The organism is Pseudomonas sp. FW300-N2F2, from assembly GCF_017351655.1.
Lineage (GTDB): Bacteria > Pseudomonadota > Gammaproteobacteria > Pseudomonadales > Pseudomonadaceae > Aquipseudomonas > Aquipseudomonas fluorescens_AA.
In genome coordinates, this window is record NZ_JACNDQ010000001.1 from 3,320,015 (window position 1) to 3,342,906 (window position 22,892).

Below are 22,892 nucleotides of genomic sequence, written 5' to 3' on the forward strand. Positions count from 1 at the left end.
CCGTGCGGACAAAGAATGGAAACGGCACGGGCGCTTCGTCAATCGCCAACGTCCGATAATCGAACATTAATATAACTAACTAATTTACCAATTCATCCGTGAATGCTTTCCAAACCACTGATTTTCATACTGAACTGACCGCTTATTGACGCCCTTCCGGCACCCTTCATTTTTTAGTTAGCTTTGTTAATCTTAAACGCATCCGCTGGTTTTCCTTCGAGCGGTGTCCCCTCACAAAAACAATAAGAGGATTTGCCATGGACCGTCCGGCGCGTCGTGCGACGCTGACCATTGCCTTGTGTTTCATCGTTGCGTTGATCGAGGGTTTCGACCTGCAGTCAGCCGGTACCGCCGCCGCAGGGCTACGGCAGACGTTTGCCCTTGACCCGAAAATGATGGGCTGGGTGTTCAGCGCCGGGATCATAGGGTTGCTACCGGGAGCCTTCTTCGGTGGTTGGATTGCTGATCGCATCGGTCGCAAGAAAATCCTCATCGCCGCGGTCTTGCTCTTCGGCGTGTTTTCCCTCAGCACCGCTTATGTCGAACACTTCTCCAGCCTGTTGCTGGTGCGCTTCATGACCGGCCTGGGCCTGGGCGCCGCCCTGCCCAACCTCATTGCCCTGTGTGCCGAAGCCGTGGGTGAGCAGCGCCGGGGCACGGCCATCAGCGTGATGTATGCGGGGGTGCCGTTGGGCGGCGCATTGGCCGCCGTGGTCGCCATGCTGTTTGGCGAACACTGGCAGATGACGTTTTTCATCGGTGGGTTGGCGCCGTTGCTGGTGGTGCCGCTGATGCTCCTGTGGCTTCCCGAATCCAGCGCCTTTCGCCAGGTGCAGGATGGCGGCTCATCGCGCGGCTCCACCGCCCAGGCGCTGTTCGGTGAAGGTCGCGGCCGTACCACCTTGGCCCTGTGGTTGAGCTATTTCTTCACCCTGACGGTCATGTACATGTTGCTCAACTGGCTGCCATCGTTGCTGCTGGAACAGGGCTTCAGCAAACCCCAGGCTGGCCTGGTGCAGATGCTGTTCAACATCGGTGGCGCCCTCGGCTCGTTGCTGGGCGGCCTGTTGCTGGACCGTTGCAATGGCATCAAGGTGGTGCTGTTCGTCTATGCCGGGCTGCTGAGCGCCCTGGCCGGGGTCGGGTTGTCCGTTGGTATCGTGCCCATGGCCATTGCCGGGTTCGCCGCCGGGTTGTTTGTCATGGCCGCGCAACTGGTTCTCTATGCCTTGGCACCGCCCTCCTACCCTACGGCCGTGCGTGCGACGGGGGTTGGTGCTGCGGTGGCCATCGGGCGCCTGGGCTCGGTGGCCGGACCTCTGGCCGCCGGGCAGATCCTGGCGGCCGGGGGTGGGACCACTGCGGTATTGCTGGCGACTTCTCCTGGCTTGGTGGTTGCGACGCTGGCTGTTCTCAGTGTGATTCGCCATTCGGCGGGGCCACGATTGAGGGCTACGAATCCGGTTGTGGAGCATTCCTGAGTCACTGCGCATATCCGTTATCAGGTAACGGATATGCGTCCCCATCCCAGAGCGCCCTCAGCCCCTCACCCACCCCGCCTGCCGACTCGACTCAGGCTTTTTTACGAAGACCTTCTGCGGCAGCAGCCACCAGGCCAGGGCGGGCAACAAGATCAAGGCCCCAAGCATGTTCACCAGGAACATGAAGGCCAGCAGAATCCCCATGTCAGCCTGGAACTTGATCGGCGAAAAGGCCCAGGTCGAGACCGCCACCGCCAGCGTCATGCCGGTCAGCAAGACCACCTTGCCGGTGAACAACAGCGATTGATAATAGGCCTGGGCCAAGGTATCGCCGGCGCGCATGCGCGCCAGGATCACGCTCAAGACATACAGGGCGTAGTCGATGCCGATGCCCACCCCGAGGGCAATCACCGGCAGGGTCGCGACTTTTACCCCCATGCCCAGTGCGACCATCAGCGCCTCGCAAAGAATCGAGGTGAGCATCAGCGGCAGCACCGCACAGAGGGTGGCGCGCCAGCTGCGGAAGGTCACCAGGCACAACAAGCTGACCGCGCCATACACCCAGAACAGCATTTCACGCATGGATTTCTTCACCACGATGTTCGTCGCGGCCTCGATTCCGGCGCTGCCGGCGGCCAGCATGAACTTGACTCCCGGAACCTGGTGTTCGGCGATGAACTGCTCACTGGCCTCCACCACCCGGTTCAGGGTATCGGCCTTGTGGTCGGCCAGATAGACGTACAGCGACAACATCGAGCAACCCTGATTGAACAGCTCCCGCGGCGCGCGGGTTTGTACCGCGCCCAACGCGCCGTCATTGGGGATCAGCTCGAACCATTTGAAGCTGCCCTCGTTGTAACCGACCGTGGCCATCTTGCTCAGCGCCGCCATGGAGGTGGTCGACTCCACGCCCGGCAGTTGCTCCAGGCGCCAGGCCAGCGCGTCCACCGCCGACAGGCTGGCGTAGCGGGTGCATTGGTCTTCCGGGGTCTTGATCATCACCACGAAGATGTCCGAACTGGCCGCATAGTTGCGCGTCATGAACAATGCATCGCGGTTGTAGCGCGAATCAGACCGCAACTCCGGAGCGCCGGGATCCAGATCGCCGATCTTCAGATGCAGGCTCACGGCAAAACCGAACGCGGCCAGCAACAGCCCACCGACCATGGCACCGATAGCCCAGCGCCGTTGGGTGAACAGATCGAGAAAACGCCACAAGGGATGCTTGGTGCGGGCCTGCAACTCGGCGGTTTCCGCACGCAGGCTGCGTTGTGCCGCCGCCGGGCTGACACCGATGTAGCTGAGCAGGATCGGCAGCAGGATCAGGTTGGTGAAAATCAGCACCGCCACGCCGAGGCTGGCGGTGACCGCCAAGTCCTGGATGACGCGGATATTGATCAGCAGCAGCACGGCGAACCCCACCGCATCGCAAAGCAATGCGGTCATGCCCGCGGCGAACAAGCGGCGGAAGGTGTACCGCGCGGCCACCACCCGGTGGGTGCCACGACCGACGTCCTGCATGATGCCGTTCATCTTTTGCGCGCCATGGCTCATGCCGATGGCGAACACCAGAAACGGCACCAGCGCCGAATAAGGGTCCAGTTCGTAACCGAGGATGGCGAGCAGCCCCAACTGCCACAGCACCGCCACCAGCGAACAGGTGACCACCACCAGGGTACTGCGCACGCAGCGGGTGTAACCGTAGAGCACCACCACGGTCACCAATACCGCCACCACGAAGAACAGCAGTACCTGGGTCAGCCCCTCGATGAGGTCGCCGACGATCTTGGTGAAACCGGTGATGTGAATCCGCAGCTCATCGGTCTGGTACTTGTCGCGCAAGGCTTCGAGTTGCCGGGAAAAATCACCGTAGTCCAAGGCCTTGCCGGTCTGCGGATTGATTTCCAGCAAGGGCACGAAAATCACGCTGGACATGAAGTTGCCCGCCACCAACTGGCCGACTTCACCGGAGCGGGCAACGTTGGTGCGCACCTGCTCGAGGCTGGCCGCGGAACCGTCGTAGTCGTCGGGGATCACCGTGCCGCCGTCGAGCCCTTCTTCGGTCACGGCGGTCCAGCGCGTGGTCGGGGTCCATAACGATTTCATGTAGGGTCGGTCAACCCCCGGCAGTAGGTAGAGCTCGTCGTTGAGCTTGGCCAGGGTGTCGAGGTAATCCTTGGTGAAAATGCTCCCCTGCTTGACCTCCACGGCGATGCGCAACGAGTTGCCCAGGCCGCTCAACTCACTGCGATTCTCGAGGAAATTGGCGACGTAGGGATGCCCGGTGGGAATGGTCTTCTCATAACTGGCGTTGATGCCGATGCGCGTGGCTTGCCAACCAAGCACCAAGGTCACCAGCAGACACAGCAGGATCACCAGCGGTCGATGGTTGAAGATCGCCCGCTCGGCGACATTGCCTGAAGCCTGGTCGAAGTCTGCCAGGCGGCCGATCACGGTTTGAGTTTTATCGTCTTTCAAGTCTGACTCCTGCTGCACAGGCCGTGGCCCGATAGTGCTACACCGTGAAATTTCAAGGTTTGCCGGATATCCGTGGATCCTGATCAGCGGCCACGCCGCTCAAGCCGACGCTGGCCAGGCTGCCCTCAACGGTCTGTTGCACGGCGGCAATCGTCCCGCCAGCGCGGCTCTGGCGTTTGTCGAAGCTGCGGCCCTGGTCATGGCTGAACAGAAGCTCACCGTTCTGGCTGGCCATCAGCAGGCTGCCGTCGCGCAGTTCGACGGCGCTCGCCAGTGTCGATTCGATGCCGGTGTCGAGACGCCGCCAACTGTCGCCACGGTCATCGGACCACCAGGCGTTGCCGCGCAAACCATAGGTCACCCAGGCGCCGCCGCGGGTGCCGAGCAGACCGAAGAAACTGCCTTCATAAGGTGATTTCAAGGCCTGGAAGGATTGCCCCGCATCGCGGGAGCGCAGCAACAGGCCCCGTTCCCCCACGATCAGCAAGTCCTGGCCCAAGGCGCGGATGCCATACAGATTCAGGCCCTGTGGGTTGTCCACGTGCTGCATCCACGGTTGCCAGCTCTTGCCACCGTCCTCGGTGCGATAGATCTGGTTGTAGGCGCCGACAATGTAGCCGTGCAGCCGATCACTGAAGTACAGGTCGAGAAATGGCTTGTCCGGTCCATCGCTCAGTAAAAGCTGCGCCTTGCGCAGGTGGTCGGCGCCGTCGGGTTGCCCGGCGTCCCGCTGCGCGGCGCGGACCGCCAGCGCGGCGGCCATTTGCCCGTCGAGTTGTTTGTGCCAGGTTTCCCCGCCGTCCTCGCTGTGCAACACCACCCCCAGGTGGCCCACCGCCCAACCCTGCTCGGCATCGACGAATTGCACCGCCGTCAGGCTGACACTGACCGGCACGCGGGCCTGGCGCCAGGTCGTTCCGGAATCGTCCGAGAGCAACACAATGCCGCGCTCACCGACCGCCACCAGACGCTCCCCGGCCCGGGTCAAGCCGAGCAACACCGCACGCGGTGCCTTGGCCGTCGGTAACGCCGATTGCTGGAGCGCGGCGAACGTCGTGGCCGGTGCCGCGATGGCACTATTGGCCAACAGGCACGACGCCAGGACACAGGCTCCCCAGCGCCGGGCAAAACTCGCAAAGCATTGTTCAACGTTCATGTCTTATCCCACTTCGAAAATCGCCAGCATCCGCGACGAGCCTCTCACTCGCCGCGGTGCTCCAGGGTTCAACGCATGTTTTCGTTCGCCATGGCATCCGGGGTGTAGAAGGACGCCGAAGGCGTGGCGATCTTCTGGTACTGGACCGCCAGGTCGTTGCTCGACGAGTTGAGGAAATAGGCGCCGGTATCGAGGTTGTAGCTGCCCCACATGACCTGTGAGGTGAGGACCGGCATGTCCGGTGCCAACAGCGTCAGCGAATACATCTGCCGTCCCAGTTTGCCCTGGGCGTCATAGCCGTCGACCAACAGGATCTGCCAGGAATCCTCGTCAATGTAATAGGTCCGACGCGGCACCACATGACGCTTGCCGGATTTGAGCGTGGCCTCGACCACCCAGACCCGATGCTTCTCCCAGCGCACCAGGTCAGGGTTGAGGAAGTTCGGCTTGACCAACTCGTCGCTCTTGACCAGGCCGGCGCGATTATTGTTGTAGGGAACGATCAGTTCTTTCTTGCCCGCCAGCTTCAGGTCGTAGCGGTCGGTGGGGCCGAACAGCATGAACGCTTCGTCGAACAGACCGACGCCAGAGGTGACGAAGTCCGGCGTGTCATAGGCGATGTTCGGCGCCCGACGCACTCGGCGCTGGCCGACCAGGTACTGCCAGGCCGCACGGTTGCCCGGGTCCAGGTCCCAATGAGTCATCAGGCCTTCACCGGCCTTGGAGGATGGCAGCTCGGTCAGCAACTTGCCGACCTGGTACTTGCCAGCGAAGTGTTCCGGGCTGCCGTTCTCGGAATAGTAGGGAAACTGATAAGTGAACAGGGCACGGGTGGCCTGGACTTTCTTGCCACCGGCGGTCATCAGCCACGTATCGAACGGGGCACTGATGGTCTCGGCCCCCTGCCAGGACAAGCGATAGTTCCACAACACTTGCGCGCCGTTGTCCGGGATCGGGAACGGAATACCGCCGAAGGCACCGCTGACTTTCTCGGTCTCGACATCCAGCGTGGCGCGGCCGGCATTCTTGGCGGTGTTGTCATACACCCATTGCGGCGCCGCCGCCGAGCGATGAGTGGGGTACACATCCAGCCGGTAGTCCGGGTATTTCTTCAACAGAAGCTTGGTGCCTTCCGCCAGTTGGCCGGCGTACTGCTCCATGTTGGAAGCCTTGATCGAGTACAGCGGCTTGTCGCCGGCAAACGGATCGGAACGTTTATCGCCTGGTTTGTAGCCGGCAACGACCTTGGTGTAGCCACCGTCCCAGACCGGGATACTGCCATCGGCGTTACCGGCGCGCTCGGCGCCGAGGGGCGTGAGCTCAGACTTCAAGCGTGCCACCTGTTCAGGCGACACCGCCGCCTGGGCCAGGCTCACGCCGGCCAGGGCCAGTGTCAGGAGGCAGGTGTTGAGCAATGTGTTGTTCTGCATGGCGAATCCACCTTATTAGAATGAGGTTTTCACGTAGAGCGAGACGAAGTCGCGGTCGGCCAGCGACTGTCCGTAACTGAAATTGCCGTCCTCGCGTAGCCCGGCTTTCGGCGCGCCGAAGAAGTTCACGTAGTTCAGGCCGACGTCCCAACGCTGCAAGTAGGTCGCCTTGAGCCCGACGCTCCAGTCACCGGAGTGGGTGTTGCCGAAGCCTGCCTTGCTGACGGCCGATGAACGCCCATCGAGTACCACGCCCATGCCAATCGGCACGGTCAGGTCGATGCCGTCGATCACCTGGAAGTACGCCGGTTCCAGCAGTACCCGCAACGCCGTGGCATCGCGGGTGGTGTTGGAGTCCAGGGCCGCCGCGTTCTTGGTCACGCTCAAGGTACGGTTCCAGGCCAGTTCGGCCAGCGCGGAACCACCGTCCCAGAACGAGGTGGGCGACAACAGGTAAATCGCCGACAGGTTGGCGTGGGCGGTCTTGCCTCGGGCAAACAGCTCATCGTTACCGCCATCGACGTCCAGGCCTGGCGCGACCACTTGCAGATTGCTGACCAGCGGTGCGTTCCAGCGCACGGAGGTTTCACCGGCGAAGTTGAACGGCCCGTGGGCAGTGGAGAAACTGACGCCGGCGGTCTTGATGTCTTCGGCGTAGACCTGGCGATAGGAGCCCAGGATCGGCAAGCCAGTGGCCGCCGAGGCGGCGCCGTCGAGGTAGGCGTACAGGCCACTCGGGGCTTTGTCGTGGTACTGCGCGGCGTAGAAACCCAGCTCCAGTTCGGTCCCATCAGGCTTGTAGCGGATCTGCATACCGCCCTGCCCCGAATTGCGCGGCTTCAAGTCACCGGCATTGACGGTGTCGTTGCCAAACACTTCGCGCAACGGACCACTACCGTAGCCAATGGCATCGACATCACTCAGGTAGCTGCCGGCACCGGGGACGTTGGAGCGCTCCCACTCGAACTGATAGTAAGCCCCCACCGACAACTGCGGATTGATCTGCAACTGCCCGGAAATCTGATTGACCGGACGCAGGATCTCCTTGAACTGGGTCCCCGGCACGCTGAGCAACTTGACCACATCGCTCGGTCCCTGCGCATTGGCGATGCCGTTGCCGCCGTAGAACAGACTTTCACCGTAGATGAGGCTGTGCCGGCCTACGCGCACCACGCCCTGGGAGTCTTCGCCAAGGTCGCCGCGCAGAAACACAAAGGCGTCGAGAATTTCCGCGTCACGGCCGTGGAGCTTGCGGGTTTCGCTGAGGAAGTGGGGCTGCTCGCTGCTGTCGGTGTCCTTGTTGTAGATGTCGTCGTACCAGGCCGCGCCGCTCACCCGCAGCCCATAATTCTTCCGGCTGAGGTCCATTTCGGAGAACAGGTCCAGGCGATTGGAGACCAGGCCGCGACTGAAATTCTTATCGCCCTGGCTCTGGATCGAAGGGTACAGGCCGTTGGCGGTCGAGGCGTTGGTCAGGCGGCTGTCCTGCCCCTGCAGGCGCCAGGCCTGGCTGTACTTGATGGTGTTGTCCCAGCGCAGTTTCCAATCGGAATCACCCAGGTCCATTTGCATGGCCTCGACCCGATCGACCATCACGCCGGTGCTGCACAACGCCAGGAACAAGGCGCAGTGTTTGAAACGAAAGCTATCTTTGAAGTTATCCATGGACGCTTCTCATTATTGTTATTTTTGGGCATGGCTTTGGCAGCCAACACGCTCAGGTCGCGGCTGGCGCCGCTCTACGCGGGTGCGCATTTCAGATGTAGGTGGAGGCCAATCCACCATCGACCGGCAGGTTGACGCCGTTGATCCAGCGCGACTCGTCGGCACACAGGAAAGCGATCACCGCCGCCACCTCATCGGCATAAGCGGGACGTTTCATGCGATGGGCATCGGCCTGGGTCCGGGCCTCACCGAGCATGCTCACGAAGTCGTCGAGGATGGGCGTGAAAACCGGGCCTGGCGCGACACTGTTCATGCGCACCGAATGCTCGAGGAACCAGGGTTGGGCCTGCAGGTAGTTCCAGACGATCAAGGCTTCCTTGAAGTACTGGTAGCAGGTCTGGTCCGGCACCGGGTGGTCGGCCAGCCAGGCTTGTGCGGCGGCAAAGTCTTCGATGCGCGCCAGCGCCTTGTGCTGTTCCAGGCGTAACGGCCACTCGGCACCGAGGATCGAGGCGATATTGACGATGCTGCCGCCAGCGTTGATGCGCGGCAGCAGCGCACGGCTCAAGTGGCGCAGCCCAAGGTAGTTGACCCGCGCCAGCAGTCGCGGGTTGGCAGTGCCCGGCACACCGGCGATGTTGCACAGGCTGTCGAGCCGTGCGGGCAGTTGTGGCAGCAAGCGTTCGATGTTCTCGGCGCTGCTCAAGTCGCCCTGTACAAAACCGTCCAGGGTCATGTGCGGCGCCTTGAGGTCCACGCCAATCACCTGGGCGCCGTGAGCACGCAGCAGGCTCGCTGTGGCAGCACCGATACCCGACGAGACACCGGTTACCAGCACAATCTTGTTGTCGAGTTTCATGTTGAGTCCTCTTATTATTTTTGTGTACCCGCAGGGCCCTCAGCTCATCGGGCCCGTAAAGACCGGCCTCTCAGAACGGGTAGATCGGCGCCGTATCCTTGACCGTCACCCACTGCCATTGGGTGTATTCATCCCAATCCGCCGGGCCACCGACGCTGCCGCCATTGCCCGAGGCGCCGCGCCCGCCGAACGGGTTGACGCATTCATCGGCGACGGTCTGATCATTGATGTGCAACATGCCGCACTGCAACCGCTCACCGATGGCCATGGCCCGGCCCACGGACGGAGAAATGATCGCCGCCGCCAAACCGTATTCGGTGCGATTGGCCAATTCGATGGCTTCGTCATCGGTGGCGAAGCTGACCACCGTTGCCACCGGCCCGAAGACCTCCTCGTCGAAAGCGCGCATGCCCGGCTTCACACCGCTGAGCACCGTGGCCTGGTAGAACAGCCGATCGTGATCGCCGCCGGCCTCCAGTCGGGCCCCGGCGAGCACGGTGTCGCTGACGATGTCGTGCACCCGTTGCAACTGCCGCTGATTGATCAGTGGCCCCATGGCGGCTTCTTCCCGAGCGGCGTTGCCGAGGGTCATGGCCTGGGCCTTTTCCACCAGTTTGCGGGTCAGCTCGGCGGCGATGGACTCATGGGCGAGAATCAATCCGGTGGCCATGCAAATCTGCCCTTGGTGCAGCCAGGCGCCCCAGGCCGCGTTCCGGGCCGCGAGGTCGAGGTCGGCGTCTTCGAGAATGATCAGTGGGTTCTTGCCGCCCAACTCCAGGGCAACCTTCTTCAGGTTGCGCCCGGCCACTTCAGCGACCTTGCGACCGGCGCCGGTGGAACCGGTGAAGGCGATCATGCGCACATTAGGATCGCGGCACAGCGCTTCCCCGGCATCCGCCGCGCCGGGCAGCACTTGCAGCAAGCCCTTGGGCAGGCCTGCCACTTCGAACAACCGGGCGATGAGGAAACCGCCACTCACCGGGGTCTGTGGATCCGGCTTGAGCACCACCGCGTTGCCCGCCGCCAAAGCCGGCGCGACGGAGCGCATGGACAGCACCAGGGGAAAGTTGAAGGGCGAAATCACCCCGACCACGCCATGGGGCTGGCGCCGCGCATAGGACAGGCGCCCTGCCTCGCTGGGCAGGACCACCCCATGGGCCTGGGACAGCAGACCGGCGGCCTGATGCAACAGCACGATGGCTTCACGCATTTCGTGCTGGCCCTTGAACAGTGCGGCACCGGTCTCCCGGGCCACGTACAGCGCCAGCTCGTCGAAGGACTGCTCGGCCACGTCGGCGGCCTTGCGGAAGATCGCCGCCCGTTGCCGCGGGCCCAGCGCCGCCCACGCCGGCTGCGCCAGGGCAGCCTCGCGACTGGCCTTGGCAATGTCGGCGGTGTCGGCCATGGCACAGCGCATCAGCCGTTCACCGGTGGCCGGCTCGATGATCGATTGCAGCGGGCCCGAGGCAGGCACCCAGTCACCGTTGAAGACGCATTCCGATTCGATCACCTGGGACAGCAGGTGGCTTTTGGGTGCAGACATTTAACACTCCCGGCTCTTTGTTGTTGTCATCGTTTGCCGCACCTGGAAGGTATCGACGCAAACGCCGTGCAAGTGCTTGAGCAAGCGCTGTGCCGGTTTTGCCCGCGGCTCTTGATAAACCTGGCGCAAGGCTCTGGCTCAAGGTTCTTCGCCAGGCATGACGCACAGGGCACCTCTGTCGATCTGGCCGTTGGCCATCTGCCACTTGTTCATTTGATAAAGTTATGCTTAATAACTATCTCGCCAGGTGATCATTTCGATCACCCCGTCATCAGGGGCATAACAATGAATAATCCCCACTGCCAGTTGCCGGATCATCGGATCGCCACCGAGCATTTCCATCCACGGGGTGATAGCAACGAGTTGAGCGACAGCAGTTCGCCCACGCCGGCAGAACTCACCGCCTGCCTGTTTTTCTCCCCCGACGATGGCCGTATCTGGCTCAACGACCAGCGCATGTTGCTGCTGCACAGTTCCTCCTTCGGTGCGTTGCGCCGGGAAATCATCGAACGCCAGGGGCTGGAGCAGGCCCGAGGCATGCTCACCCGCACCGGTTATTCCTCCGGCGCCCGCGACGCCCGGCTGATTCGCGAACGCTGGCCCCACGCCGATGCCGCGGCGGTGTTTCGCGCCGGCACGCATCTGCACACCCTCGAAGGCATGACCAAGGTCGAGCCGCTGCATTTCAAGTTCGACGCCGACTCGGGGTTCTATGAGGGGGAATTTCTCTGGCATCACTCCTGCGAGGCCGACGAGCATGTCGCCGCCTATGGCACCGGGCAGGATCCGGTGTGCTGGACCGAACTGGGCTACGCCATCGGTTTCGTCAGCGGGCTGTTCGGGCAACTGGTGGTGTTTCGCGAAGTGGAATGCCGGGGCATGGGCCACGAACGCTGCCGAGTCGTCGGCAAGACCGCTGAACAATGGGGTGACATCGAGCAGGACCTGAATTACCTCAACGCCTCGCCGCCGACCGTCGGTGCCCGCGCCGACACTCAGTCCGACAGCGTGGCCGGAACCGTCCCGTTGCCGGACAGCGAGCAGCCACTGATCGGTGCCAGCGCCGCCTTCAACGCCGCGACCCAGGCTTTGCAACGGGTGGCCTTGACCCCTGCCACCGTGTTGGTCAGCGGCGAATCCGGCGTGGGCAAGGAGATGTTCGCCCGTCAGTTGCACCAACTGAGTCGCCGCCGTGATGGCCCGTTCATTGCCCTCAACTGCGCGGCCATCCCCGACAATCTGATCGAGGCTGAACTGTTCGGCGTCGAGCGCGGAGCCTACACCGGCGCCACTCATTCACGTCCCGGCCGTTTCGAGCGCGCCCACGCTGGCACGTTGTTCCTGGATGAGATCACCTGCCTGAGCCTGGCCGGGCAAAGCAAGTTGCTGCGTGCCTTGCAGGAGCGGGAAATCGAACGGGTCGGCGGCGGCCACGGCATCAAGGTCGACGTGCGAGTCGTGGCGGCCACCAACGTCGATCTGCGCAAGGCCGTAGCGGACGGCGCGTTCCGTGAAGACCTGTTCTATCGGCTCAACGTCTACCCCATCGCCCTGCCGCCCTTGCGCGAGCGCCGCGATGACATACCGTTGCTGATCAACGCCTTTCTCACGCGCTTTTGCCAGGAATACGGCCGCACGTCGATGGGCCTGACCATGCGCGCCTTGAAGGTACTGTTGCGCTATGACTTTCCGGGCAACGTGCGGGAATTGCAGAACCTCATCGAACGGGGCCTGATCGCCAGCGAAGAAGGCCAGGCCATTGACCTGGTCCACCTGTTTCGCAATGAGCAATTGCCGGTGGACGCCTACTCGGTGGACCACCTCGGCGGCCTCTCGCCGATGGGCCTGGCCGCCAACGATGCCGCGGAAAAACCGGCGCTGCTCCAGTCCCTCAGCCAACTGGACGCGGACTTCTCCATTGACGGCCTGGAATCACGCCTGATCAACGAAGCCCTGCAACTGAGCAGCGGCAACCTCGCGGCGGCCGCACGTTCGCTGGGGCTGAGCCGGGCGCAGTTCGCGTATCGCTTGAAGAAGCATCAAAAAGGTGTCCCAGGCTAAACACCGAACCTGGGAGATGCTGCCAAGGCAGGTCATGGGGTCGCTTCGCGACCCAGCGGGAGCAAGCTCCCTCGCCACGGGTGTGTCGCTGGCCTTAAATAAACAACATTACCTGTGGGAGCGAGCTTGCTCGCGATGGCGGTGAGTCAGTTGACATTGATATTGGCTGTGTTGACGTCATCGCGAGCAAGCTCGCCCCCACAATGGATCGGTGGTGTTTCTTGCACCCGCGTCCACCGCCAATCCCTGTGGGAGCTGAGCTTGCTCGCGATGGCGGTGGGTCGGCTGCATTGAAGTTGAATGTGCCGTCGTCATCGCGAGCAAGCTCGCTCCCACAATGGATCCGTGGTGTTTCTTGCACCCGCGTCCACCGCCAATCCCTGTGGGAGCTGAGCTTGCTCGCGATGGCGGTGCGTCGGCTGCATTGAAGTTGAATGTGCCGTCGTCATCGCGAGCAAGCTCGCTCCCACAATGGATCCGTGGTGTTTCTTGCACCCGCGTCCACTGCCAATCCCTGTGGGAGTTGAGCTTGCTCGCGATGGCGGTGGGTCGGCTGCATTGAAGTTGAATGTGCCGTCGTCATCGCGAGCAAGCTCGCTCCCACAATGGATCGGTGGTGTTTCTTGCACCCGCGTCCACCGCCAATCCCTGTGGGAGCTGAGCTTGCTCGCGATGGCGGTGGCTCAGTTGGCATTGATATTGGCTGTGTTGACGTCATCGCGAGCAAGCTCGGCTCCCACAGGGGTTACCGGATGGCGGCTCCGTCAAGCAGGGCAAAAGCGCCCCGTCGATACTCGCTGGGGGTCTGGTTCATCTCGATGCGGAAATGCCGGTTGAAGTTGGACAGGTTGTTATAGCCCACTTCAAAACAGATGTCGGTCACCGGCATCTCACTCTGCAACAGCAAACGGCAGGCGCGCTGGACCCGCAGCTTGCGCATCAAGTCAATGAAACCGTGCCCGGTGATGCGCTTGAAGAACCGCGAGAAGCCCGGCTCGCTCATGCCCAATTGGCGGGCGATCACCGACAGGCGCAGGTCGCCGGTGAGTTCGGCTTGCAGGTACTCGAAGGCTTTATGGATGCGCTCGGAACTGCGCGCATCCAAAGTCGGCGCATAGCAAGGGCTCGCCAGGCTCAGGGCCTCGTCGCCGGGAGCTTGGTTGAGGGTGTGGAGCAGCTCCAGGAACAGCGTCAATCGCGCCAGTCCCTGGGCCGGGCCGATGGCTTCCAGTAGGTGCGCGGCCTGCTGTGCCGTATTGCCACCGAAGGCCAGGCCACGGCGAGCGCGTTCGAACAGCCCTTGCAGGTCCCCCAGTTCAGGCAAGGTGCGACGCAAGGCCAGCAGCGTGGCGCCGTCGAATTGCAACACCACGTCGCGCCCGGCCAAGTGCTCCTCCGGCGCCAGGTCGCCCATCCAATCGTGGGGCAAGTCCGGACCGATCATCGCCACATGGCCTGGGCCAAACGGGCCAATGTAATCGCCCACCAACAGTTTGCCGCAGCCCTGGCGGATCAAGTGGATTTCAAATTCAGGATGATGGTTCCAGCGCGCCAGCGGGTACGGGTAGTCATGCTCGTACCAGCGAAAACTGTGTTCGGGCTCGGGCAGGATGACTTCCAGTTCGGCCGGTCGCTGCTCGAACAGGGGCGTTCTGTGATCAGGCATGTCGCGCCTCTTTTATCGTTATAGCGGGCACCTTACGCCGAGTGCGCAACGCTTCGCCAGCCTCGGCCCGCCCGCCCACCGATACTTTTTTAACCCAGTCTGGAGACACCGGCACAAGTTAAAAAAGTACCACCTCACCATCCTGCGCGGGTTTGTCGGTTTTCAACGGCACTGCTGTAATCGGCGTGCCATCGCCATTTGGTGAGTGCGACGCTGATTACCCTCTGATGCCATTGCAGCAAGGACCAAGCCCCATGAAACGACTGGAAGGAAAAAGTGCCCTGGTGACCGGCGCCGCCCGGGGTATCGGCAGGGCGTTTGCCCAGGCCTACATCGAAGAAGGCGCCACGGTAGCGATTGCTGATATCGACCTTGAGCGCGCCCAGGCCACCGCCGCCGAACTGGGCGACAGCGCCTACGCGGTCAAAATGGACGTAACCGACCAAGCTTCCATCGACCAGGCCACCGCGACCGTGGTGGCCCGGGCGGGCAAGCTGGATATCCTGATCAACAACGCCGCGCTGTTCGACCTGGCGCCCATCGTGGACATCACCCGCCAGAGCTACGAGCGGCTGTTTTCCATCAACGTCGCCGGCACACTGTTCACACTGCAGGCGGCGGCGCGGCAGATGATCCGCCAGGGCCATGGCGGGCGGATCATCAACATGGCCAGCCAGGCCGGCCGGCGTGGCGAGGCGCTGGTGGCGGTCTATTGCGCCACCAAGGCGGCGGTGATCAGCCTGACCCAGTCCGCCGGGCTGGATCTGATCAAGCATCGGATCAACGTCAACGCCATCGCCCCCGGCGTGGTGGATGGCGAGCATTGGGATAGCGTGGACGCGCTGTTCGCCCGCCACGAAAACCTGCCGCTGGGGGAAAAGAAGCGCCAGGTCGGGCAGCAGGTGCCCTATGGCCGGATGGGCACTGCGCAGGACCTCACCGGAATGGCGATTTTCCTGGCCTCGGCGGAGAGCGAATACGTGGTGGCGCAGACGTATAACGTCGATGGCGGTAACTGGATGAGCTAATAATCCGGGTTTTTATGGCCTTGAAACGACGGAAATGGACTTATTCGCTTGAAAATTGATCCCACTACTTGAGGATTGTCCCGAACGGTACCCAACGGTGCCGTTCCAAGGGATTTCAAGAGAGCGTGAATACCGTTGCCCCAGCGGGGCAAAAATTGCGCATCATAGGCGCCGTCCGCTCAAGGGAGATTTACATGCGTGCCATTTCATCCGTCATGGGTCTTGTCGTGCTGTCGCTGGGCCTGGTGTTCGCTACCAGCGCCACGGCCACCGAAGAGACGCAACTGGTCGAGTCCATCAACCTTTACCGCAGCCAATCCCAAAGCTGTGCCGGCCAGGCCTCGCTGGAGTTGCCGCCGCTGGCCATGGACTCCCGGCTGATCCTGTCGGCCAATGGCATCGGCGACCTGCAACAGGCGCTGGCGCGGGCGGCCTATCCCATGGTCAACGTGCAAGCCATCAGCCTGTCCGGGCCGCGCGATGCGCAATCGGCCATGAAAGCGGTGCAGGAAAGCTTCTGCCAGGTGGTGCTCGACCCGCAGTTCGTCGACATCGGCGTCAGCCGCCTGGATCGCGAATGGCGCATCGTGCTGGCGCGCCCGTTGTTGTCGGCGCGCCTGGGTGATTGGCAAGCCGAAGGCCAGAAACTGCTGAAACTGATCAACAGCGCCCGCGCCCAACCACGTCGCTGCGGCACCGAAGCCTTCGCCGCCACTACGCCGCTGGCCTGGAACGCTACCTTGGCCCTGGCCGCCGTCACTCACACCCGGGCCATGGCCAACAACAATTTCTTCGACCACAAGGACCGCGACAACCGCACGCCGGGCGACCGCGCCGAACTGGCCGGCTATCTGGGCCAATTGATCGGCGAGAACATCGCCGCCGGACAAGACACCGCGCTCAAGGTCGTGGACGGCTGGCTGGCCAGCCCGGGACACTGCGCCAACCTGATGAACCCGCAGTTCCGCGAATTGGGCGCCGGGTATGCGACCGATCCGAAAAGCGATGCAGGGATCTATTGGACGGCGATGTTTGGCACCCAGTAGTACCGGCACCATCGCGAGCAAGCTCGCTCCCACAAGAGATGCGGCGAATACAACATTTTCGATCAATGATGGCCTATGTGGGAGCGAGCTTGCTCGCGATTAGCGGTGGCACATTCAACATTTCCTGTTCAGGTACATCGCCATCGCGAGCAAGCTCGCTCCCACAGGGTTAACCGAGCCAAAAAAAAACGCCGCTCAATGAGCGGCGTTTTTGTACCTCACCAGACAGTGTCCGGCTTACAGCGCCATGTCAGCCGCTGGGTTGGCTTCGCGGGCTTCCGCCGGCTTGGCCGGTGCCGCAGGGGCGCTTGGCTTGCCGATGGCCGGTGGCGGGTCCAGTTGCAGGACCTCGCTGGTGTATGCCCATTCCTGGGCTACGCGCTCAGGGCTATCGTTGAGCTTGGTGCCGTAGCTCGGCACGATCTGGTGCAGTTTTTCCTGCCAGGCCGGGCTGGCGACCTTGTCCTTGAAGACCTTCTCAAGCACGGTCAGCATGATCGGTGCAGCGGTCGAGGCACCAGGCGAAGCACCCAGCAGGCCGGCGATGCTGCCGTCCTGGGAGGCAACCACTTCGGTGCCGAGTTTCAGGACGCCGCCCTTCTCTTCGTCACGCTTGATGATCTGCACGCGCTGGCCGGCCTGCCACAGGCGCCAATCTTCTTGCTTGGCCTCCGGGAAGTACTCTTTCAGGGCGTTGAAGCGATCTTCATCCGACAGCATCAGCTGGCCGGCCAGGTATTCGACCAGTGGGTACTGTTCGATACCGACCTTGGTCATCGGCCACATGTTGTGGGTGGTGGTGCTGGTCAGCAGGTCGAAGTACGAACCGTTCTTCAGGAACTTGGTGGAGAACGTTGCGAACGGGCCAAACAGGATCACGCGCTTGCCATCGAGCACACGGGTGTCCAGGTGTGGAACCGACATCGGCGGTGCGCCCACCGAGGCCTTGCCATACGCCTTCGCCAGGTGCAGTTGGGCGACGGTCGGGTTTTCGGTGACCAGGAACGAACCACCCACCGGGAAACCTGCGTATTCACGCGCTTCCGGGATGTCGGACTTCTGCAGCAGGTGCAACGCACCGCCACCGGCGCCGATGAACACGAACTTGGCGTCGGTCTCGGTTTCGGTACCGTCTTTCAGGTTCTTGTACGAAACGCGCCAGGTGCCGTCTTCGTTGCGGGTGATGTCTTCCACTTCGCTGGACAGCTTGAGGGAGAAGTTCGGCTTGGTTTGCAGGTAAGCCGCGAATTGACGAGTGATTTCGCCGAAGTTCACGTCAGTACCCAGGGGACTCCAGGTGGCCGCGACTTTCTGGCTCGGGTCACGCCCTTGCATCATCAGCGGAACCCACTTGCTGATCTGCTCGCGATCTTCGGAATACTGCATGCCGGCGAACAACGGGCTGGCCTGGAGGGCTTCGTAGCGCTTCTTCAGGAACGCGATGTTCTCGTCGCCCCACAAAAAGCTCATGTGCGGCGTGGAGTTGATGAACGAGCGCGGATTCTTCAGCACACCGTTCTTGACCTGCCAGGACCAGAACTGACGGGAGATCTGGAAGGCTTCGTTGATTTCGATGGCCTTGGAGATATCGACCTTGCCGTTCTTGTCTTCCGGCGTGTAGTTCAGTTCAGCCAGCGCAGAGTGACCGGTACCGGCATTGTTCCAGCCGTTGGAGCTCTCTTCGGCAACACCGTCCAGGCGCTCGACCATTTCCATGGTCCAGCCCGGCTCCAGCTCATTGAGCCAGACGCCGAGTGTCGAGCTCATGATGCCCCCACCGATGAGCAAGACATCCACTTTTTTTGGCTCGGCGGCGTGCGTGGTCGCAAGACCCATCGCCATCGCCAGGCCCAGTAGCGCCGTGTGAGTTTTCTTCAACATGTGTGTATCCCTAGGATGAACGCCATTCCGTCCACCGGTCCTGATCAAGGATAGACCACATCCACAGCCAGCAAAGCCAGGGGGATGGGATCGAGACGGACTGGAGGATGGACCTACAGGGCCGAGCAGATTCGTCGGCCTCTCGTTTATGTCTCTCCGGCGCTGACTTCTTGTAGGTCTTGGCTTCAGCTGGGTGAGGGACGCTGTAAACGGTGCTCATCGGGCCTGGCGTGGCCGTGCCCGATTGTCGCAGCGGGGGGAGTTTACATAAGGAAATAAACAGACCGAAGCGCATTTTTACATTCTTGGCAAAAACGCCGACCAAATGACGGCATTTTACTGGCCCTGATCGGCGCCTTCCGTGGGGTCAGGGCCCTTCCGGTCAGAAGTACTTGAGGATCGCGATATCACGACGACGCTGTTTGAACCCGGCAAACCAACGTGTCGGGAAAAACAGCGCCACACCCAGCAGCACACTCCATAACCACACCATAGGCAAATCATCGAACCCGAAATAGGTCCCCTGGTTGGTACCCCAGACGGCAACTGCAATCAGGTACAGCGCCTTGAGCACGTAAAGGTGCAGCAGGTAAAAGAACATCGGTGCGCCGCCGTAGATCGCCAACAGCGCAATGGCTCCCCGCTCCTGGGCTTTTTCAAAGAGTGCCAGCAACATCAGCCCTATTCCCAGGGTCGGCATCAGGAACATCAGCGACGGCGGGTACTTCGTCGCGCTCATGAAGCTCATGAAGGTGCGCAGCGCGTCGCCGGTCTGGACCCAGGGCTTGTCGCCGTACACATTCAGGTACCGGATGAACACGAAGACCAGCAGCAAGCCCAAGCCCATCGTGAACAGCCGGCGCAAACGCACGGCGGGCTCGACGTCCTTGCCGAACCACGGCCCGATGGCCCATCCCAGCAGGATCACGCCGATCCACGGCAGCACCGGATACGTGGTGCGAGCGCGGGTGAACTCGGTGATATCGATGAACGCCCGCTGGTGAAGAATCGACCACGGCACGAAAAACGGAGAATCGGGCCCCAGCACCACACCGTCCAGCAGGTTGTGCCCGGCGACGATGGCCACCCCAAGGACGATCAACCAACGGCGCTTGAAGTGCAGCAACGCGGCCAGGACGATCATGCAGATGCCGATGCACCAGATCACTTGCAACCACAAGGTCTTGGGCGGGAATTCGGCGTTCCAGGCGAAACACACGAAGGTGAGCTCCAGAAACACCAGGAACAGGCCGCGCTTGAGCAGGAACAACGAGGTCTGGCCGGCGCTGTGTTTCTGGCTGTAGAGCCAGGCCGACAAACCAGTGAGGAAGATAAAGACCGGGGCACAGAGCGTACTGAGCAGGCGGGTGAAATACAGATCCGGGGTCACGCTCAGCGCATCGATGGGATCGGTGACCTGACGGTGCAACAGAAACGTCTCGCGAACATGATCCACCAGCATCAGCAGCATGACGAACCCCCGCAGGGCATCGATGGCGAGCATGCGCACATGGTTTTTGGCGGTACTGGCTGCAAGTGCAGGCGCGATGACGCCGGACGGGCTCGTCATGCTTGGAGATTGGCTCATGGCATTACTCGGATGGAAGGTTGTTGGTCCCTGTAAGGCAGAAATGAGAATTCCTGCCAAACGAAATCGGATAACATAACATAACATAAAATCGCTTTCCCGGGCAGGCTCGCTCCCACGAGAGCTGGCAGCGAATGCGATTTTCATGACCTCCCACCCCTCATGTGGGAGCGAGCTTGCTCGCGATAGCGATGGGTCAGTTTGCGACGATGTTGGCTGTACCGGCGTCATCGCGAGCAAGCTCGCTCCCACAGGGTTGATGCGATTTCGGGGAATACCCGAGTTTTGCGCTACCCGAGCATCTGGCTCAACACCGCCCGCAACTTGCCAGGCTTGACCGGTTTGTTGAGCAGCGGTGCATCCAGTTTGCGCAAGGCGCGACGGCACTGGTCGCTGCGGTCGGCGGTGATGATCACCGCCGGGATCGCCTGGTGGAAATGCTCGCGCAGGTGCTTGACCACCTCACAGCCCACGACCCCATGATCCAGGTGGAAATCCGCCAGGATCAGCTCCGGCGCACGCCCCTGCAGCACGTCAAGGGCACCCGCCTCGTCGGTGGCGGTCAACACCTCGCAGCCCCATTGCCCCAACAGCGCGGCCATGCTTTGCAGGATGCTCACCTCATTGTCGATCACCAACAAGCGCCGCCCCGGCAGTGGGTTGCCGGCGACCGCCTGTACCGGGGCCAGCGACACGGGCAGTGGTTTTTCACTGGACAGCGGCACCTCGATACTGAATACCGAGCCGCGTCCCGGCCGCGAACGCACCTGCACCCGGTAGCCGAGGATATGGGCGATGCGTTCGACAATCGCCAACCCCAGGCCCACGCCTTTGCGATCCGCCGCCCGGCCGACGTCCAACTGGTTGAATTCGAGGAAAATCGACTCCAGGCAATCGGCGGCGATCCCCCGCCCCGTGTCCCAGACTTCCAGGCTCAGGCGCCCTCCCCGGCGTCGGGCCGCCAGAAGAATGCCGCCTTGGTCGGTGTAGCGGCAGGCGTTGCTCAGCAGGTTGCGCAGGATACGGCTGATCAATCGCAGGTCGGTCAGCACCGCTTCGTCGCCAAACCGCACTCGCAGCTCCAACCCGGCGGCACCGGCCACCGATTGAAACTCCGAGACCAGCGGCCCCAGCAACTCATCCAGCCGATACGGCGCCAGGTCAGGCTTGACGGCGGCCTGATCCAGCCGGGAAATGTCCAGCAGGTCGGTGAGCAGGTCTTCGGCGCCTTCAAGCGCCTGATGGGTGCGTTCGACCAGTACATGCTCGGCGGCAGGCAGTTCGCGTTCACGCAGCGTGGCGATCAACAGGCGGGCCGCGTTCAGTGGCTGCAACAGATCATGGCTGGCGGCGGCCAGGTATTTGTCCTTGCTGCGGTTGGCGGCCTGGGCGACGTCCCGGGCATCGCGCAATTGCTGTTCTACCCGTTCGCGCTGGGCAATCTGCTGCTGCAGGTTGTGGTTGGCTTCCAACAGCGCATCGGTGCGCTCGGCCACCCGCTGCTCCAGTTGGTCGTTGAGTTGTTGCAGATGTTGCCGGGCCTGTTCCAGCTCATCGAGGCGCGCCGTCAGTTCCGGATAATGACTCTTGCGCGTCGAGTGATTGCCCAGCCCCAGCAGCCCCTCCAAGGCTTTTTGCTGCTCGTCAGAGGGCTTCGCCATAAACGACCTCGACATCCCGCTGGCTCGACTCCCGAGGATTGGTGAGGATGCACGGGTCGTGCATCGCATGTTGCGACAGGAACGGGATGTCCGAGGTGCTCACGCCGTGCAGGCCCAGGGTTTCGTGGAAACCGATGGTGTGCTTGAGGGCAATCAGGTGCTCCACCAGCCGGGTGCGGATCTCCCGGTGATTGAGCCCCCGGCAATCGATGCCCAGGGTCTCGGCAATCACCTTGAAACGCTCCGGTGCCGAGTTGTAGTTGAACGCCACCACGTGCTCCACCAATACCGCGTTGCACAGGCCATGGGGCAAATCGAGGAACCCGCCCAGGCTGTGGGACATCGCGTGCACGGCCCCGAGGATCGCGTTGGAGAACGCCAGCCCGGCCTGCATGCTGCCCAGCATGATTTTTTCCCGCAGGGCGATGTCCGCCGGGTTGGCGATCATCTGCACCAGGTTGCCATTGATCAGGCGCATGGCTTCCAGGGCATGGGGGTCGGTCAACGGGCCGTGACCGGTGGACACGAACGCCTCGATGGCATGCACCAGCGCATCGATGCCGGTACACGCGGACAGGAACGGGTCCATGCTCAGGGTGGTTTCCGGGTCGATCAGCGACACGTCCGGCACCGCCGCCTTGCTGACGATGGAGAACTTCATGCGTTCTTGCTGGTTGGAGATGATCACGAATTGCGACACGTCAGCCGACGTCCCCGCCGTGGTGGGTATCAGGATCAGCGGCGGGCTGGGCACGTTCAGGGTATCGACGCCTTCGAACTCGAGGATACTGCGGCCGTGGGCAACGACAATGCCGATGCCTTTGCCGCAATCCATCGGGCTACCACCGCCCACCGCGACGATGACATCGCAATGGTTTTCCCGGTACAGGTCGGCCCCGAGCATCACTTCCTCGACCCGTGGATTGGGCGAGACCGCGCTGTAGATGCAGTAATCGATACCTTGGGCCTGGAGACTGGCTTCGACGTCCGCCACCCAACCGGCGGCGATGACCCCGGGATCGGTGACGATCAGCACTTTGCGTGCCCCGAAGGTCTTGGCGTAGTTGCCGACATTGTGCCGACAACCGGCACCGAACATGATTTCAGGAGAAACGAACTTGCGCAGCGGGCTGAGGCTCATCTTTTCAGTTACGTGGCTCATTGGTAAGCCTGTTGTTATTGTCAGGGGATACCTTGAGCCTAAAGCATCCCGCTGTGAATGCAATCAGACCAATGGGTAGCCCGGCCTGAATGTTCCAGGCCGGGCCAGCACTCATCGGTTGGCGAAGTACATCGTCACTTCAAAACCGATACGCAGGTCGGTGTACGCGGGTTTAGTCCACATGGGT

At 62.1% G+C, this 22,892-nt stretch carries 16 protein-coding genes; 4 read left to right on the forward strand and 12 right to left on the reverse strand.

What is annotated here, in order from left to right:
- The first annotated feature begins 257 nt into the window (after positions 1-257).
- Positions 258-1,481, forward strand: a complete 1,224-nt coding sequence (gene mhpT / locus J4E63_RS14325; protein ID WP_207282392.1) for a 3-(3-hydroxy-phenyl)propionate transporter MhpT — start codon at positions 258-260, stop codon at positions 1,479-1,481.
- A gap of 57 nt (positions 1,482-1,538) precedes the next feature.
- Here the strand turns inward: mhpT and J4E63_RS14330 are convergent, their stop codons facing one another.
- The 6 genes from J4E63_RS14330 to J4E63_RS14355 all read right to left on the reverse strand — a co-directional run bounded on the left by J4E63_RS14330 (position 1,539) and on the right by J4E63_RS14355 (position 10,612).
- Complete coding sequence (locus J4E63_RS14330) at positions 1,539-3,959, reverse strand: RND family transporter (RefSeq protein ID WP_207282393.1); 2,421 nt, start codon at positions 3,957-3,959, stop codon at positions 1,539-1,541.
- A 52-nt stretch (positions 3,960-4,011) separates the two neighbouring features.
- On the reverse strand, positions 4,012-5,115 hold the full coding sequence (locus J4E63_RS14335; RefSeq protein WP_192260463.1) for a YCF48-related protein: 1,104 nt from the start codon (positions 5,113-5,115) through the stop codon (positions 4,012-4,014).
- Between the two features lie 68 nt (positions 5,116-5,183).
- Positions 5,184-6,545 carry a DUF1329 domain-containing protein gene (locus tag J4E63_RS14340; protein ID WP_207282394.1) on the reverse strand — a complete coding sequence of 454 codons (1,362 nt, stop codon included), beginning with the start codon at positions 6,543-6,545 and terminating at the stop codon, positions 5,184-5,186.
- A gap of 15 nt (positions 6,546-6,560) precedes the next feature.
- Positions 6,561-8,210, reverse strand: coding sequence for a DUF1302 domain-containing protein (locus tag J4E63_RS14345; protein WP_207282395.1), 1,650 nt, complete (start codon positions 8,208-8,210; stop codon positions 6,561-6,563).
- Between the two features lie 91 nt (positions 8,211-8,301).
- Positions 8,302-9,069: a coniferyl-alcohol dehydrogenase gene (locus tag J4E63_RS14350; protein ID WP_207282396.1), complete on the reverse strand. Its 768-nt coding sequence runs from the start codon at positions 9,067-9,069 to the stop codon at positions 8,302-8,304.
- A 70-nt stretch (positions 9,070-9,139) separates the two neighbouring features.
- Positions 9,140-10,612, reverse strand: a complete 1,473-nt coding sequence (locus J4E63_RS14355; protein ID WP_092164840.1) for a benzaldehyde dehydrogenase — start codon at positions 10,610-10,612, stop codon at positions 9,140-9,142.
- A gap of 285 nt (positions 10,613-10,897) precedes the next feature.
- On the opposite strand from J4E63_RS14355, the gene J4E63_RS14360 reads away from it, so the two are divergent.
- On the forward strand, positions 10,898-12,673 hold the full coding sequence (locus tag J4E63_RS14360) for a sigma-54-dependent Fis family transcriptional regulator (RefSeq protein ID WP_207282397.1): 1,776 nt from the start codon (positions 10,898-10,900) through the stop codon (positions 12,671-12,673).
- 745 nt (positions 12,674-13,418) lie between these two features.
- On the opposite strand, the gene J4E63_RS14365 is transcribed toward J4E63_RS14360, so the two are convergent.
- Complete coding sequence (locus J4E63_RS14365; RefSeq protein ID WP_207282398.1) at positions 13,419-14,339, reverse strand: AraC family transcriptional regulator; 921 nt, start codon at positions 14,337-14,339, stop codon at positions 13,419-13,421.
- A gap of 254 nt (positions 14,340-14,593) precedes the next feature.
- On the opposite strand from J4E63_RS14365, the gene J4E63_RS14370 reads away from it, so the two are divergent.
- Both J4E63_RS14370 and J4E63_RS14375 read left to right on the forward strand, forming a co-directional pair.
- A complete protein-coding gene (locus J4E63_RS14370) occupies positions 14,594-15,367 on the forward strand; it encodes an L-iditol 2-dehydrogenase (RefSeq protein WP_207282399.1) in 774 nt (257 codons plus the stop codon).
- Positions 15,368-15,561: 194 nt separating this feature from the next.
- The gene (locus J4E63_RS14375; protein ID WP_060742584.1) at positions 15,562-16,413 is read left to right on the forward strand and encodes a CAP domain-containing protein; all 852 of its coding nucleotides are present in this window, start codon (positions 15,562-15,564) and stop codon (positions 16,411-16,413) included.
- 237 nt (positions 16,414-16,650) lie between these two features.
- Here the strand turns inward: J4E63_RS14375 and mqo are convergent, their stop codons facing one another.
- The 5 genes from mqo to pqqA form a co-directional block, all read right to left on the reverse strand.
- Positions 16,651-18,294: a malate dehydrogenase (quinone) gene (mqo, locus tag J4E63_RS14380; RefSeq protein WP_192260472.1), complete on the reverse strand. Its 1,644-nt coding sequence runs from the start codon at positions 18,292-18,294 to the stop codon at positions 16,651-16,653.
- Positions 18,295-18,676: 382 nt separating this feature from the next.
- Complete coding sequence (locus J4E63_RS14385) at positions 18,677-19,882, reverse strand: DUF1624 domain-containing protein (protein WP_259333782.1); 1,206 nt, start codon at positions 19,880-19,882, stop codon at positions 18,677-18,679.
- A 290-nt stretch (positions 19,883-20,172) separates the two neighbouring features.
- A complete protein-coding gene (locus J4E63_RS14390) occupies positions 20,173-21,543 on the reverse strand; it encodes a hybrid sensor histidine kinase/response regulator (RefSeq protein WP_207282400.1) in 1,371 nt (456 codons plus the stop codon).
- The gene (gene ercA / locus J4E63_RS14395) at positions 21,527-22,684 is read right to left on the reverse strand and encodes an alcohol dehydrogenase-like regulatory protein ErcA (protein WP_103311405.1); all 1,158 of its coding nucleotides are present in this window, start codon (positions 22,682-22,684) and stop codon (positions 21,527-21,529) included. Before ercA ends, J4E63_RS14390 begins: the two co-directional genes overlap by 17 nt.
- Before the next feature lie 132 nt (positions 22,685-22,816).
- Positions 22,817-22,888, reverse strand: a complete 72-nt coding sequence (pqqA, locus tag J4E63_RS14400) for a pyrroloquinoline quinone precursor peptide PqqA (protein ID WP_003243383.1) — start codon at positions 22,886-22,888, stop codon at positions 22,817-22,819.
- Positions 22,889-22,892: the final 4 nt, after the last annotated feature.